Annotated in this window: 14 protein-coding genes and 2 pseudogenes; 1 reads left to right on the top strand and 15 read right to left on the bottom strand. The window is 54.5% G+C overall.

The genetic code is table 11. The features are described from left to right. Positions 1–276: 276 nt before the first annotated feature. The 5 genes from IKE44_RS05230 to IKE44_RS05210 form a co-directional block, all read right to left on the bottom strand. Positions 277–1308 carry an NAD(P)H-dependent glycerol-3-phosphate dehydrogenase gene (locus tag IKE44_RS05230; protein ID WP_033013991.1) on the bottom strand — a complete coding sequence of 344 codons (1032 nt, stop codon included), beginning with the start codon at positions 1306–1308 and terminating at the stop codon, positions 277–279. Positions 1309–1353: 45 nt separating this feature from the next. Continuing rightward, positions 1354–2664, bottom strand: a complete 1311-nt coding sequence (gene der / locus IKE44_RS05225; protein ID WP_049624815.1) for a ribosome biogenesis GTPase Der — start codon at positions 2662–2664, stop codon at positions 1354–1356. Positions 2665–2874: 210 nt separating this feature from the next. Beyond that, positions 2875–3060, bottom strand: coding sequence for a capping complex subunit for YIEGIA (locus IKE44_RS05220; protein WP_033010543.1), 186 nt, complete (start codon positions 3058–3060; stop codon positions 2875–2877). Then, positions 3050–3952 carry a YIEGIA family protein gene (locus IKE44_RS05215; protein ID WP_287465212.1) on the bottom strand — a complete coding sequence of 301 codons (903 nt, stop codon included), beginning with the start codon at positions 3950–3952 and terminating at the stop codon, positions 3050–3052. Before IKE44_RS05215 ends, IKE44_RS05220 begins: the two co-directional genes overlap by 11 nt. Next, positions 3949–4545 carry a YphA family membrane protein gene (locus IKE44_RS05210; protein ID WP_287465210.1) on the bottom strand — a complete coding sequence of 199 codons (597 nt, stop codon included), beginning with the start codon at positions 4543–4545 and terminating at the stop codon, positions 3949–3951. Before IKE44_RS05210 ends, IKE44_RS05215 begins: the two co-directional genes overlap by 4 nt. Positions 4546–4662: 117 nt before the next feature. On the opposite strand from IKE44_RS05210, the gene IKE44_RS05205 reads away from it, so the two are divergent. Continuing rightward, entirely contained in the window at positions 4663–4797 is a 135-nt protein-coding gene (locus tag IKE44_RS05205; RefSeq protein WP_064502497.1) for a YpzI family protein, read from the top strand. A 93-nt stretch (positions 4798–4890) separates the two neighbouring features. Here IKE44_RS05205 and rpsA read toward each other — a convergent pair whose 3' ends face one another. The 10 genes and pseudogenes from rpsA to IKE44_RS05155 form a co-directional block, all read right to left on the bottom strand. Continuing rightward, entirely contained in the window at positions 4891–6054 is a 1164-nt protein-coding gene (gene rpsA / locus IKE44_RS05200) for a 30S ribosomal protein S1 (RefSeq protein WP_033013987.1), read from the bottom strand. 139 nt (positions 6055–6193) lie between these two features. Then, positions 6194–6781 carry a lysophospholipid acyltransferase family protein gene (locus tag IKE44_RS05195; RefSeq protein WP_033010535.1) on the bottom strand — a complete coding sequence of 196 codons (588 nt, stop codon included), beginning with the start codon at positions 6779–6781 and terminating at the stop codon, positions 6194–6196. Next, positions 6778–7452, bottom strand: a pseudogene (cmk, locus tag IKE44_RS05190) ((d)CMP kinase). The gene IKE44_RS05195 and the pseudogene cmk overlap by 4 nt, the downstream one beginning before the upstream one ends. Before the next feature lie 96 nt (positions 7453–7548). Beyond that, the gene (locus IKE44_RS05185) at positions 7549–7728 is read right to left on the bottom strand and encodes a YpfB family protein (protein ID WP_033010533.1); all 180 of its coding nucleotides are present in this window, start codon (positions 7726–7728) and stop codon (positions 7549–7551) included. Beyond that, positions 7725–8435, bottom strand: a complete 711-nt coding sequence (locus IKE44_RS05180; protein WP_033014053.1) for a flagellar brake protein — start codon at positions 8433–8435, stop codon at positions 7725–7727. The genes IKE44_RS05185 and IKE44_RS05180 overlap by 4 nt, the downstream gene beginning before the upstream one ends. Positions 8436–8556: 121 nt before the next feature. Further along, positions 8557–9900 (bottom strand): germination protein YpeB, encoded by a 1344-nt coding sequence (gene ypeB, locus IKE44_RS05175; RefSeq protein ID WP_287465208.1) that lies wholly within the window; start codon positions 9898–9900, stop codon positions 8557–8559. Between the two features lie 15 nt (positions 9901–9915). Next, complete coding sequence (sleB, locus tag IKE44_RS05170; protein ID WP_287465207.1) at positions 9916–10710, bottom strand: spore cortex-lytic enzyme; 795 nt, start codon at positions 10708–10710, stop codon at positions 9916–9918. Positions 10711–10802: 92 nt separating this feature from the next. Next, positions 10803–11480 (bottom strand): glutamic-type intramembrane protease PrsW, encoded by a 678-nt coding sequence (prsW, locus tag IKE44_RS05165; protein ID WP_033013984.1) that lies wholly within the window; start codon positions 11478–11480, stop codon positions 10803–10805. Between the two features lie 88 nt (positions 11481–11568). Next, positions 11569–12540: an asparaginase gene (locus IKE44_RS05160; protein ID WP_287465206.1), complete on the bottom strand. Its 972-nt coding sequence runs from the start codon at positions 12538–12540 to the stop codon at positions 11569–11571. Positions 12541–12610: 70 nt separating this feature from the next. Next, positions 12611–13594: pseudogene (locus IKE44_RS05155) on the bottom strand (YpdA family putative bacillithiol disulfide reductase); the annotation flags it as partial. Between the last annotated feature and the right edge of the window lie 3 nt (positions 13595–13597).

Genomic DNA, 13597 nt, shown 5'->3' with positions numbered 1-13597 from the left:
TCTGAAGTCCTCCTTGGTATGGTGAGTGATGTGTTTGACACCCCTGCATCATACCAAGAGGGCTTTTTTTGATCAAGTCCCCGGAAAAGCTCCTAACGGGAATGCTCCTTTTTTCGACAACTATTATATCATCGCCATAAAAAAAGCTGAAGTAAAGCGGGGCTTTCTTTACTTCAGCATCACCTTATACCCTTCCGGAAGCTCAAGCCGATGATGGTTCGTCATATTGTATGCAAAACAGGGACGACTTGTACCGCCATCCGCCTATTTTCAGCGTTACGGCTCGGCAAAAATGTTTATGACATCGTCCATTTCCTGCTTTTTTCCGCGCGCCATGAGCGAATCGACTGCTTCTTTCGGCTCTTTCCCTTCGAACAAGACTTCATAGAGCGCCTCGGTAATCGGCATTTTGACGCCGAGTTCTCCCGCCAGCTCGTACGCCGCTTTTGTCGTCCGCACCCCTTCGACAACCATCCCCATGCTTTCGAGCACCTCGTCAAGTTTTTTTCCTTGGCCAAGCATATAACCGGCCCGCCAGTTGCGGGAATGGGTGCTTGTGCACGTGACAATCAAGTCGCCGACTCCGGCCAGCCCGGAAAAGGTGAGCGGGTTGGCGCCAAGCGCACAGCCGAGCCGGGCAATCTCGGCCAACCCTCTTGCGATGAGGGCTGCTTTCGCATTATCCCCGTAGCCGAGCCCGTCGCTGATGCCGGCGGCCAAGGCGATGATGTTTTTCAGCGCCCCGCCGACTTCGACACCGACTAAATCCGGGTTCGTATACACGCGGAAATAGTGATGGTTCATAAATAGATCTTGAATGCGCTGCGCCGCTTCCATATTCGGCGATGACACCGCCACCGTCGTCGGATGGCGGAGCACCACTTCTTCCGCATGGCTCGGCCCCGAAAGAACGACAACGTCTTCCAGCCATTCGCCCATTTCCTCAGCGACAATTTCCGATACGCGCTTGTGCGTCCCCGGCTCGATGCCTTTGCTGACGGCGACCACGGTGACCGGCGCCGCCAGGCACGCGCGCGCTTTTTGCAGCACGCCGCGGATCGCCTTTGTCGGCACAGCGAGCACCGTTACGGACACGCCGTCGAGCGCAGCGCAAAGATCATGATAACCGATGATCGCTTCCGGCAGGCGGACGCCCGGCAAATATTTTTCATTCGTCCGCCGTTGGTTGATTTCCTCGATCTGTTCAGCCCGCTGCCCCCAAAGCCGAACGCGGTGCCCGTTGTCAGCCAGAACGAGCGCCAGCGCCGTCCCCCAGCTTCCTGCGCCCAATACAGCAATGTTCTCCATCGTTTCCCACTTCCTTTATCCGATTGTCGCAGCCTTCCGCTTTTCTTATTTCCGCGGGCGGGCGATGATTTTGATCGGTGTACCCTCGAAGCCAAACGCATCGCGGATGCGGTTTTCCAAAAATCGTTCGTACGAAAAGTGCATCAATTCCGGATCGTTGACAAAGGCGACGAACGTCGGCGGCTTGACGGCGACTTGCGTCATATAATAAATTTTCAAGCGCTTGCCGTTATGCGTCGGCGTCGGGTTCATCGCCACCGCATCCATAATGACTTCATTGAGCACGTTCGTCTGAACGCGCATCGCATGGTTGTCGCTGACAAGCTGCACGAGCGGCAGCAACTTATGGAGCCGCTGTTTCGTCTTCGCCGACACAAATAAAATCGGGGCATAGTCCAAAAATGGGAAGTGGTCGCGAATCTTCCGCTCAAATTCAGCCATCGTTTTGTCATCCTTTTCGATGGCGTCCCATTTGTTGACGACGAGAATCACCCCGCGCCCGGCTTCATGCGCATAGCCAGCGATTTTTTTATCTTGCTCGAGAATGCCTTCTTCGGCGTTTAGCACGACAAGAACGACATCCGACCGTTCAATGGCCCGCAACGCGCGCAGCACGCTGTATTTTTCCGTGCTTTCGTAAATTTTTCCGCGTTTGCGCATTCCTGCCGTATCAATAATAACATATTCCTGCCCTTCACGCACAAACGACGTGTCCACCGCATCCCTTGTCGTCCCGGCAATGTCGCTGACAATGACCCGCTCTTCCCCTAAGATGGCGTTGACAAGCGACGATTTGCCTACATTCGGACGGCCGATGAGGCAAAACTTAATCACGTCCTCTTCATACTCTTCGGCGGCCCTTTTTGGAAAATGGCGGACGACGGCGTCAAGCAAATCGCCAAGCCCCGTCCCGTGCGCCCCGGAAATCGGATACGGCTCCCCGAATCCAAGCGCGTAAAAGTCGTAAATCAAATCACGCATTTCCGGATTGTCGATTTTGTTCACGGCTAGCACGACCGGCTTGTTCGACCGGCGGAGCAGCTTGGCCACCTCTTCATCAGCCGCAGTCACACCGTCGCGGCCGTTCGTCATAAAGATGATAACATCCGCCTCATCGATGGCGATTTCCGCCTGTTGGCGAATTTGCACAAGCAGCGGCTCATCGCCGATGTCGATGCCGCCGGTGTCGATTAAGTAAAATGTATGGTTCAGCCATTCGGCTCTGCTGTAAATGCGGTCGCGCGTCACCCCAGGCACGTCTTCCACAATGGAAATGCGCTCTCCGACAATGCGGTTGAAAATCGTTGATTTCCCCACATTCGGACGGCCGACAATCGCTACAACTGGATTTGCCATGCTACCACCCTTTTGATCCTCATTTTTATTTCGTTTGCTCTTGAAGAGGCGCCTTTTTCCAGACCAGACATCCATCCCTGCCAAGCACGCTTGGGCGATCCGCGCCTTTGCCGCCCACCCGGCTTGAAAAGCGGGGAAGGCGCTGGGCGATGAACCAAAACGTGCTGCAACTGCTTTATTTTATCAAAAAGTGAAACACCCAACAACCGCCTAATGCTTGACGATCACAAGCAGCCCGTCGCTGAGCTCATGGGCGATGCCGTCCAAAATCGCCTCCAAATTGGCGGCGATTCGCTCCATCTCCTCCTTCGTGCGGCAAACAAAGATCGGCGCACCCCCAGCGACGGCTTCACCGTTGATCGTAATGACCGCCAAAATCATTTTTTCATGCGTCATCACCGCTGCCCCCTCTCCGTTTCCAACGCCGCTCGCCCGGCATGCGGATCGCGCTCTCCAACACCGGAACATTCTCAATGACCGCTTTCGCCTTCTCGATATCCTCCACTTGCGGCAAAATGAAAATGCCGACGCGCCCGTCGTTTAAATCACGTTTGGCGAGCGGCACGAGCGCCGGCGTCCCGGAGTCGCGGTAAATGCCGAGCGCCGTCGACACATCGTGCAAAATTGCCTGCCGCTGCCCAAGGTTGGCGATCGTTGTTCGGGCGTCGAAGTTTTTCGGCGTCAAAATAAACCCCATCCCGTAGCGCAAAATTTCTTCCCTCCGCGCCGGCAAGCCGATATTCATAATGTAAATGTTGTCCACATACAGCCCTGCCCCCTCAAAATGGGGTTTGACATATTTCACATCGGCGATATCTTTCAACCGGCTCCCGCTCATAAATCGCCGCGCCACCATCATGCCGATGGCGCTGGCCGCGAGCGCCGCCCAAACGTTCCACACTAAATAAAAAAGAGTCGATAAAAACGAAACGAAAATGACCAAATAGTTCCGCCCTTCAAACACAATCGCAATGCCTTCAATGTATGTTTTTCCGCGCGGCACTAATTCATACTGGTCAAGCTCGTTCAACGTGTTGCGCTCCATGTTGCGCACATCGCGAAACTGTGAGGCGGCCAACGCCAAAAACGTGATGGCGGCAAACTCCTTTTCCATGATCGCCGGCACGGCGACCGTCCCTAGACCGGCAGCGATCACCCCCAATGCGATATGGATCGTCCGCCCGTGCAAGTATGTCGGATACTGCCGGTAATCGGTGCGCAACAAATAAAGGCGGGTCAGCACTCCGACAGCGACACCGTATAAAATGGGAAACGTATATTCGTTCACGACTGTCTCGCCCTCCTTACAGGCCGTTTTTCCTCGAGCTGAAGCGACAGGAAGCGGATCATTTCCCAAATAAGCAAACACGACGCGCTGATCGCCGCCGCGTCGAAAAACGAGAACGAACCGAGCACATAGTCGGGCGCCATGCGGTGAATGGCCATGGCGTATACCGCTTCCCCTTGGCAGCCGCCAAACGCCAGACAAAGAAGACGGGCGGCAAAGCGGCGATGAAACAAACTGCTGACGATAACGAGCCACCAAGCGAGCATCCACTGGCCGTCAAGCCAAATCCAAACCGGATCAAACAAGGCAAGCAGGCGGAAGGCGGCATAGGCAAACGCCAAGCCGGACGCCGACAGCGCCAGAAACGGAAGGCGGCATGGCCGCCACTCGATGGCCGCATAACATGAACATAAAAAAAGAACGAAAAACGCCAACGTGGCGCGGACAACACCGATTTCCACCGTCAACGACGCGGAACTGATCATCACAAGAGCGAACGCCGCCAGCCTCGTCCGTTCGCCCGTCTTTTTCATCAAAAAGGTGGCGACAATCCATATGAACCAAAAAAAGAGATAAAAATAAGTCCCTTCCATCTTTTCCACCCCTTATTATGTCCATTATGTCATCTTTTATGGCCGTTCATTCATGCATAGAAAAAAGAACGCCCGGTCATAGTAAAAATGATATTCATCAAGAAAGGAGCGGGGTGTATGGGAAAAGACCGTCAGGAGAAAAAGCTGAAACAATCGCGGCGCGTCGAGTCCGACCGCGACCAGTCATTCGCCTACAAAGGCGCAGCCCGGCTTGATACGCCGGAAGAAGCGCGCGAACGGAACGGGCAGTAACAACGCGCCGCCTGTGGAAAACCTCGCTATACGCGATCATAATAAGAAAAGGGTGTTCCGGCCTTTCTCGGACACCCTTTTTTTACACTTAGGTTATTTCAATTTTTTCAACTGCTCGCCGATCACTTCGCCGAGCTGAAAGCCGCGCGATTCCGCCGTTTTCGTATACTGGCTGTAATCTTCCGCCGGAGCGGCCGTTTCTTCCTCAAGCAGCGCGCGGATGCTTAAGGAAATGCGGTGCTCGGCCTCGTTGACATCGAGCACTTTCGCTTTCACTTCATCGCCTTCTTTCAGCACTTCATGCGGCGAACCGATGCGGCGGTTGGCAATTTGCGATACGTGGACCAATCCTTCGACGCCCGGGAAAATCTCCACAAACGCGCCAAATGAAGCAAGCCGCTTCACAGTCCCGGTGACGACATCGCCCGGCTTCACTTTTTCGCTGATGCCTTCCCACGGACCCGGAAGCGCCTCTTTGATGGACAATGACAGACGCCCGTTCTCCGGGTCGACGGCCAGCACTTTCACTTTCACCGCATCGCCTTCTTTCACCACCTCGGACGGATGGGCGACACGCGTATGGGAAAGCTGGGAAATATGTACGAGCCCATCAAACCCGCCGACATCGACAAAGACGCCGAAATCGGCAATGCGGCGGACGACGCCCTCGAGCACTTGGCCCGGCTCAATGCGGGAAAGCAGCTCTTTCTGCTGCCGCTCTTGCTCTTCCTCAACAACAGCGCGGTGTGACAAAATGACGCGGTTTTTCTCGCGGTCAAGCTCCACCACTTTGACGGCGAGCGTTTTTCCTTTGTAATCGGAAAAATCTTCAACATAGTGCGGTTCAACAAGCGACGCCGGAATGAAGCCGCGCACGCCGACATCGGCGACAAGCCCGCCTTTGACGATGTCTTTGATGACCGTTTCGAACGCCTCGCCGTTTGCGAACTTGCGCTCAAGCTCTTCCCACGCCCGCTCGGCATCGACTGCCTTTTTCGATAAAATGAGCAGCCCTTCTTCCCCGTCTTTGCCTTCTTCCACTTTTTTGACTTTCGCCGTCACTTCATCCCCAACAGCAACGGCATCGCTCGGCTTCTCGATATGCAAATTCGACAGCTCGCTGATTGGGATGATGCCATTTTGCTTGCTGTTTTCGACTTCGACAAGCACTTGCTTGTCCTCAAGCTTCACCACTTTGCCGCGGACGATATCGCCCACTCCATACACATTCACTTGCACATTCATTTCTTCTGTCATCGTAAAAACCCCTCCTTCATCGACTGGCGATCCTGCCAAAAGCGCGACTCGCGCCGAGGCCGCGGCCGGCTGTCGGCAAAATAAGGACGCTTTTCTAATTAGTATACCATATTTTCTCAATCAAAATGTACTATAATGCTTACTGATGTTGTTCAAGCAGTTGGCGGATATGATCCATAATGTAGTCGGCCGCCTCCTCCGGGCTCGCCTTCCGCGCGCGCAGCGGCGCCATATCAATCGGCGCCCCGTACACGACTTTGAGCGGCACAAACGGCCGGTACGGGCCAATGATCGCACATGGAACGACAGCCGCATCGGTGCGCAAAGCGAAAAAGCCGACGCCGGGCAGCGCCTTTTTCAGCCGGCCATCTTTGCTGCGCGTCCCCTCGGGAAAAATGCCGAGCACTTCGCCTTGTTTCAGCACCTCAAGCCCTATGCGCAACGCCTGGCGGTCGTTCATGCCGCGCTTTACGGGAAACGCGTGCAAGTTTTTGACGAGCGTTTTCACCACCGGAACGCGAAACAATTCTTCTTTCGCCATAAACCGAATCGGCCGCGGCGCCGTAATGCCGACGACCGGCGGATCTAGGTTGCTGATATGGTTGGCGCAAAGAAGCACCGCGCCTTCTTTTGGAAAGCGGTCAACCCCGATCGTTTGAATGCGGTACAAAGGGGTGAGCACTCCTTTGACGATTCCTTTGGCGAAGGAATAAAAATCCACCGTCATCCAATCCTTTCATTGACAACTTCCATAATGCGCGCCGCCACTTCTTCGACCGACAACGACGTCGTGTCGATTTCCACGGCATCCGGCGCCTTGCGCAGCGGCGCCGTTTCCCGCTCCGAGTCAAGGCGGTCGCGGCGGGCGATCTCTTATTTCAACGTTTCAAAGTCGGACGGAAAGCCGCGGGCGATGTTTTCCTCATGCCGGCGCCGCGCCCGCTCCTCAACCGAAGCTTTTAAGAAAATTTTCACCTCGGCATTCGGCAGCACGTTCGTTCCGATGTCGCGCCCATCCATGACGACGCCGCCGCCTTTGGCCATGGCGCGCTGGCGGGCGACCATCTCCTCGCGCACCAGCGGATGCTGGGCGACGAACGACACCGCATTCGTCACCGCCTCGCCGCGAATGATGTCCGTGACGTCTTCGCCGTTGACAAACACGAGCTGCCCTTGCGGCGAAGGCTGCAGTTCAATATGCGTATGGCGAAGGAGCGACAAGAGTGCTTGCTCATCATGGACATCGACGCCGCATTGGAGCGCCCGGTACGTCAGCGCGCGGTACATCGCGCCCGTATCAATATACACGTAGGAGAGGCGTCGGGCGATCAGTTTGGCAACCGTGCTTTTTCCGGCTGCCGCAGGTCCGTCAATGGCGATGTTAATCCGTTGTTTCATAGTTCCTCCTGCTTTGTCTAAATCATTTGATCAGGGCACAAAGAAAAATGCAGGAAACTCCTGCATATTCTCATGTTCATTGTACCATATCCGCCGTCAGCGGTCGACGGCCGTTTCGATCGTTTCTGTTTTTGTCGGCTTGGCGACTCCCTCATACTCATATACTTTGCCGATATAAAGCGCCGCCGGCGTGTACAGAACAAGCCATTGGGCGATGAGCAGACAAATCGCCTGAATCGCGACAAGCTTCCATAACAGCTCTTCGATCCGCTTCATGGCGAACAACCCCGCCTTCCGTTTTTTCTAGCAGTATTCCACGCCGTCTCCTTATTTATTCCCTTCTCTTCAAGCTGCCGTTCGAAGTTGTGGCGGATGAGCCGGACGCGATCTTGCGAGGCGAGGCCGGCAAACTCGACCGCCATTCTCGCCCCGCTGTGCTCGTCGACAGCCATGCGGACGACCGTCGCCTTCGTGCGCACATAATGACAGTCGCCGGAGCGCATCGTCAGCACGAGCCAAAGCTCGACTGACATGCCGGGGCGCAGAAGCGGCGCGTGCGTCATCGGAATGTAAAGAACGGCCCCGCCTGCGCTAATATCGGCTGTCATCGTCACAAACGGGGCAAACTCGCCTCCACCAAGCGGGTGGACGGCAGCGTCAACATTCGCTCTCACCCGCACATAGCGGCGGCGCTGAATGCGGATGACATATTCGTCGCCTCGGTAATCCAAGACCACCATTGGCAACGGATCATGCACTTTCCCTTTTACCTCGGTGTCAAACATGTATAACGTTCCTTCTTGGCTGACAAAACTTGCCTTAAACTGCATCCCGTTTAACAAATACACTGTTTTTCCCGTCTGCTCGTCAACGGGGTAGCCAATATGGATCGCCCCGCCGTCGACGGCAAGCACTTTGCTTCGGTATTGGCGTGCCGAGCCATCAAGCGGCTCAAGCCGAATCGGATCCCCAATTTTGATCATCATGTTTCCGCTTCTCCTTTTCAGCTGGATGCCGTTTTTGTACGATCATTATACCACAGAGTGGGCGCTTGAGGCGGACGGAAACAAAAAGGAAGCCATGGTCTCAGGCCTCCCTCTGTTTTCATTCGTAATTCGGTTCGACGCTTTCAAGCTTTTCCACTTTTTCCTCTATGCCGGTTGACGCGTTCATAAACAGCTGATACGTATCATCACCGAGCGTCCCTAAAAACTCGTAGCAAAGCACTGGCTTTTGCAAGTCGTTCATAATGACCGCCTGGCGCTGTTCCATTACCTTTAGATGCGGATTCAACTTTTTCTTCACTTCTTCGGCAGTGATCGCCGGTTTCGGCAGCGGGCGCGGGATGGACGACGACAAATAGTCGCGCGCCGTAAAGCCGACGACATGGCCGTTGTCAAGCGCCACTTTCATTTGGATCGCTTCCGGGTAGATGCGGACGCCGTTTTCGCTTTTCACAAACGTGAGCACGGCGACGTTATCGTACTGTGTGCTGTCATACAGCTCAAACCCGGTGAATTTGTGCCGCTTCAAAAACGCCATTCCGCGGTTGGTCGCCTCATGCAGGCTGATCGTCGGTTTGCCAACCGGCCGGCTGTTTAACACCCAAATCGGATAGCCGCCGTTTTTCGTTATATCCATGTAAATATCGCCTTTTGTTTTCGGATCGTGAATCGTCAAACTGTAAAAGCGTTCGTCGGCCCCTTTGCCGCTTTTCGTCACCTTGATCTTCTCCGTTCCTTTCAAGCCGAGAAAATCGCGTGCGATCCGCTTTGCTTCATCTTTGGAAACCGGGCGGCCCTTCGCGCGGACGAATCCTTTTTCCTCGTTGGCCAGGCCGATGAATGACGGACCAAACTCGGACGAACTTGAGAACGTATCAACATTTTTTTCAACCGCTTTGAAGCCGTCAATGATAATGTTGTCTTCTTTTTGATCGTTCGTTGCCAGCGCCAGTTCGACGTCCATCCAGCGCAAATTGTTTTCCAAGACTAAATGCTGCACATTGCGCAGCTCTTGGCGGATCGCCCCGGCACTTTTATACAGCCCTTGCAGCGTCTTATACTCTTCTTTTGTCAACGGCTCCTCTTGCAAATCACGCACTGCGGTCCGGTAGGTGAATTCACCGATTTGCGACAAAAATTCTTGCGTTTTGTTAAACGGCAAAAGCGACAGCGGCAGCTGGCCGACATCGGAATGGGCTTCCGAGGCAATTTTCCATATTTCAGCGAGCGCCGGCGACAATGACGCATGCGAGTTCATCGCCAGCGTGGCGCCCAGTTTATCGTGAAGCAAGTCAATTTGATAGGCCAGATCGTGAAAGGCGCGCTGATAGTTGTTCTCCGTATGAATCAAGATCGCATTTTTCTCTTGATGCTCGCGGTAGCCCCAGTAACCAGTGCCGACGACAGCGACGACAAGCGCTGCAATCAGTAAGTTTCGCACCATCTCGTCTCCCTCCTTTTATTTGCAAAAAATATGGTTTCCAATTCGCTTGATTTGCGGCCGGCTCCAAATCCAAGCGCTTGTCGCCGTCGCCGGATTAAAGTAGTAAATGGCCCCGTCGGTCGGGTCCCAGCCGTTGATGGCATCGAGCACCGCTTTTTTCGCCGTTTCGTTCGGCGTCAGCCAAATTTGTCCGTCGGCCACTGCGGTGAACGCCCCAGGCTGAAAGATCACCCCGGCAACCGTGTCCGGAAACGACGGGTGTTCGATCCGATTCAAAATGACGGCCGCGACGGCTACTTGCCCGATGTACGGCTCACCGCGCGCCTCGCCGTAGACAGCATTCGCCATGAGTCGAATGTCATTTTGCGAAAACCCTTTCGGCACATTGGATGCTGTCGTTTTCACCGTTCGCCTGCCGCCTCCGCCGCGCTTTTTCACCTGCTGGCTGAGCGGAATGCCGCCGTAATGGGTGAACTCGTTTCCTTGACGGATTTGCTCTTTCACAAACGACTCGTAATATTTCGATGCGTTCACGAGCTTTCGTTTCGTCTCGGCGCCGGCCAGACCATCGACCGGCAGCCCGTATTCGTATTGAAAGTTGCGCAGCGCCCAATACGTGTGCCAGCCGAACACGCCGTCAATCTTTCCGTTGTAAAAGCCGAGATACTGCAGCCGCGCCTGCAATTCAATGACATCGTCGCCAACCGCGCCACGCTGAATCACCTGCGGGGAAAAAGCAGCCGCATGGCCGGCCGGATGCATCCATGTCATCAGGCCGATCAACATGAGCATGACCAATTTCCTTGTCATATGCAAACCTCCCGTCAACCATCGCCGTTTTTACCCCTATTTTTCTTCAACTTCTCCTTTTTATGCAGAAAAAACAAAAAAAGCCAAGCATGTTACGCCTGGCTTTTCACGGATGGCATCTTCTCAACGCGGACGGATTCTTTCGCTTGTTTCACTTTGCGCAACGCCACCCACCATAAGATGAGCATGAACGGCCCCATGTAATACCCCCACTGCTTTTGGGCGAGCAGAATCCAGTCGTAAACGCCGTGAAGGAAAAACGGCAGCAAAAACGACGCCCATAAATAATAGCGGCGCTTTCGGCCGGCAAATTTGGCTTTGCCAAAATAAAACCCCATAATGACGGCAAACAGGGCATGGCTTGAGACCGGCAAGAGCGCCCGGGCGATTACCGTGTCCACTCCGTTGGCGAGCAAATACAAAATGTTTTCGAGCGTCGCAAATCCGAGCGAAACGCTGGCGCTGTACACAATGCCGTCATACGGCTCATCAAATTCGTCATGGTCGTAGACAAAAAAATAGACGACAAACCATTTGACGAACTCCTCAAGCAGCGCCGCCGAGAAAAACGCCTCGGCAGCCGGCGAGGAGACGATCCCTTCGGCAGCGAGCACATACTCAATAAACATAATCGGAAAAACGAGCAAGGCGCCGAAAAAAAACATGCGCAGCACAAAGGAGAGCGGCTCGGCCTCATACTCGTCCTTTAAATAAAAATAGCTAAGCAGCGCCACCCCGGGGGCGACGCCGGCAGAAATCAACGAAAACATGCCGATCCCCGTTTCTTTGTCGGTTTATCTCTATCGTACCACGAAACAGAGCGATGAAAAAGACGAAATTGCCAAGCGGCCCGCCGACCTAATAGGCGAACAAGCCGTCAACGGCGGCGCCGGCGGCGAGAGCGACGGCGAGCTTGATGCGCGCTTTTTTCGCGTCATAGTCGCTACCGAGAATGACCCCTTTTTTATGCAAATCATAGGCGCTTCCCACGTAATCGTACGTTGTATACACCGCCCCCTCCTCAGCGCTCGTCGTCACCACGACCTTAATCCCGTCGTTGACGGCCTTGACGATTTCATCCACCATGTTCGGCGCCACTTGCCCGCGGCCGACTCCTTCAAGCACGATTCCGGCGACGCCGCTTTCCCGGGCCGCTTTAATAAACTTGCCGTCCGCCTCCACGTAACATTTCACAATGTCGACAGGCGGAAGCGGATGCACGAGCCGGAAATGCTCGCGCCGGATCGGCTTTTGGTACACGTACACTTCATCGTTGTCGATAATGCCCAAATAGCCGAACCCGAATGCGTTGAACCCTTGAATGTTGGAAGCATGCTCCTTTTTCACATATTTCGCAGCAAAAATGCGCTCGTTGAATACGACAACCGTCCCCGCCCCGCGCAGCGTTTCAGCGCACGCGGCATAAATGGCATGGCGGATGTTGATATACACATCGCTCCCTAAATCAAACGGAGCTCGCTGCGAGCCGGTGACGACGATCGTCCGCGGATCGTCAATGGTCAAATCAAGAAAATACGCTGTTTCCTCGAGCGCGTCCGTCCCGTGGGTGGCGACGATGCCATCCACAGACGAATCGGCGAAATGCGCCTCAATCCGCCTTTTCAATTCAAGCCAATGCGAAAACGTCAAATGCATGCTCGGGAGCTGAAACACGCTCTCAACCACCACTTCAATTTCCTTTGGCAAATGGCAGAGCGAAGCGAGCTCTTCGCCGCTCAATGCCCCGGCCTTTAGGCGGCCGGAGCGCTCATTTCGTTTGCTGGCAATCGTGCCGCCAGTCGTCAGCAGCACAACTTTCCGTTCAGCCACATTCGTCCCCCTCACTTTCCCGTTTTCCATCACAGCGCCCGTTTCCGCCGTGCGGATGCAAGTATAGCGGCTTTCGGGCCGCCGCTTCCCGCTCGCGCCGGGCGATGCAGGCGGCGATAGCGTCCCCATGGAAACGGCCGTTTTCAATAAAAATTTCGTTCGCATTATTGCCGGCCGCAATCACCCCGGCGATAAACACCCCTGGGACGTTCGTTTCCATCGTTTCCGGGTCGTAGTGCGGCCGGCCGCTGTCCGGATCGACGCCGACGCCGATGTTCATTAAAAAGCGATGGTCCGGATGGTAGCCGGTCATAGCGAACACGAAATCATTTTTGATCGTTTTCGTCTCCCCGTTCACTTCGTAAATGACCGCATCTTCCGTGATCTCTTTCACATGGGCATGAAATTCCATGCGAATGACGCCTTTTTTCACAAGGGCGTCAAATTCCGGCAAAATCCACGGCTTAATGCTTTTGGAATATTCCCCGCCCCGGTAGAGAACCGTCACGCGCGCCCCGGCTTTGACGAGCTCCATCGCCGCATCGACGCTCGAGTTTTTGCCGCCGATGACAACACAGTCCGTGTTGAAGTACGGATGCGCTTCTTTAAAGTAATGCATCACTTTCGGCAGCTCTTCCCCCGGCACGTTCATATAGTTCGGATGGTCGTAATAGCCGGTGGCGATGACGACGTACTGCGCGCGGTACGTCCTTTTTGTCGTTTCAATCAGAAATGCTCCGTCTTCCTGCGGCTTGACGGTTTTCACTTCTTCAAAAGCATTGACGCGCACTTGCTTGCGAACCACGACTTCCCGGTAATAAGCGAGCGCTTGATTTCGCGTCGGCTTCCGGTTTTCTGTAATAAACGGCACCCCGCCGATCTCGAGCCGGTCGCTCGTACTGAAAAACGTCTGATGCGTCGGAAAACGGTAAATCGAATGGACGATGTTCCCTTTTTCGATTACAAGCGGCGAAAACCCGGCGTCTTGCAAGGCAATCGCCGCCGCCAGCCCGCACGGTCCGCCGCCGACGATGATGATTGTTTCTTTCCTCATGTT

It is taken from the genome of Geobacillus sp. (genome assembly GCF_017515625.1).
Lineage (GTDB): Bacteria > Bacillota > Bacilli > Bacillales > Anoxybacillaceae > Geobacillus > Geobacillus stearothermophilus.
Note: the sequence above shows the minus strand (reverse complement) of the source record. Positions and strands in the feature narration are given on the sequence as shown.

Coding starts and splice junctions, on each gene's coding strand:
- ypeB (WP_287465208.1), bottom strand. CDS start 9,900: ATGGTGCGAAACTTACTGATTGCAGCGCTTGTCGTCGCTGTCGTCGGC.
- IKE44_RS05195 (WP_033010535.1), bottom strand. CDS start 6,781: ATGACGGTGGATTTTTATTCCTTCGCCAAAGGAATCGTCAAAGGAGTG.
- IKE44_RS05180 (WP_033014053.1), bottom strand. CDS start 8,435: ATGATCAAAATTGGGGATCCGATTCGGCTTGAGCCGCTTGATGGCTCG.
- der (WP_049624815.1), bottom strand. CDS start 2,664: ATGGCAAATCCAGTTGTAGCGATTGTCGGCCGTCCGAATGTGGGGAAA.
- IKE44_RS05185 (WP_033010533.1), bottom strand. CDS start 7,728: ATGAAGCGGATCGAAGAGCTGTTATGGAAGCTTGTCGCGATTCAGGCG.
- IKE44_RS05230 (WP_033013991.1), bottom strand. CDS start 1,308: ATGGAGAACATTGCTGTATTGGGCGCAGGAAGCTGGGGGACGGCGCTG.
- rpsA (WP_033013987.1), bottom strand. CDS start 6,054: ATGACAGAAGAAATGAATGTGCAAGTGAATGTGTATGGAGTGGGCGAT.
- IKE44_RS05220 (WP_033010543.1), bottom strand. CDS start 3,060: ATGACGCATGAAAAAATGATTTTGGCGGTCATTACGATCAACGGTGAA.
- IKE44_RS05210 (WP_287465210.1), bottom strand. CDS start 4,545: ATGGAAGGGACTTATTTTTATCTCTTTTTTTGGTTCATATGGATTGTC.
- IKE44_RS05205 (WP_064502497.1), top strand. CDS start 4,663: ATGGGAAAAGACCGTCAGGAGAAAAAGCTGAAACAATCGCGGCGCGTC.
- sleB (WP_287465207.1), bottom strand. CDS start 10,710: ATGACAAGGAAATTGGTCATGCTCATGTTGATCGGCCTGATGACATGG.
- prsW (WP_033013984.1), bottom strand. CDS start 11,480: ATGTTTTCGTTGATTTCTGCCGGCGTCGCCCCCGGGGTGGCGCTGCTT.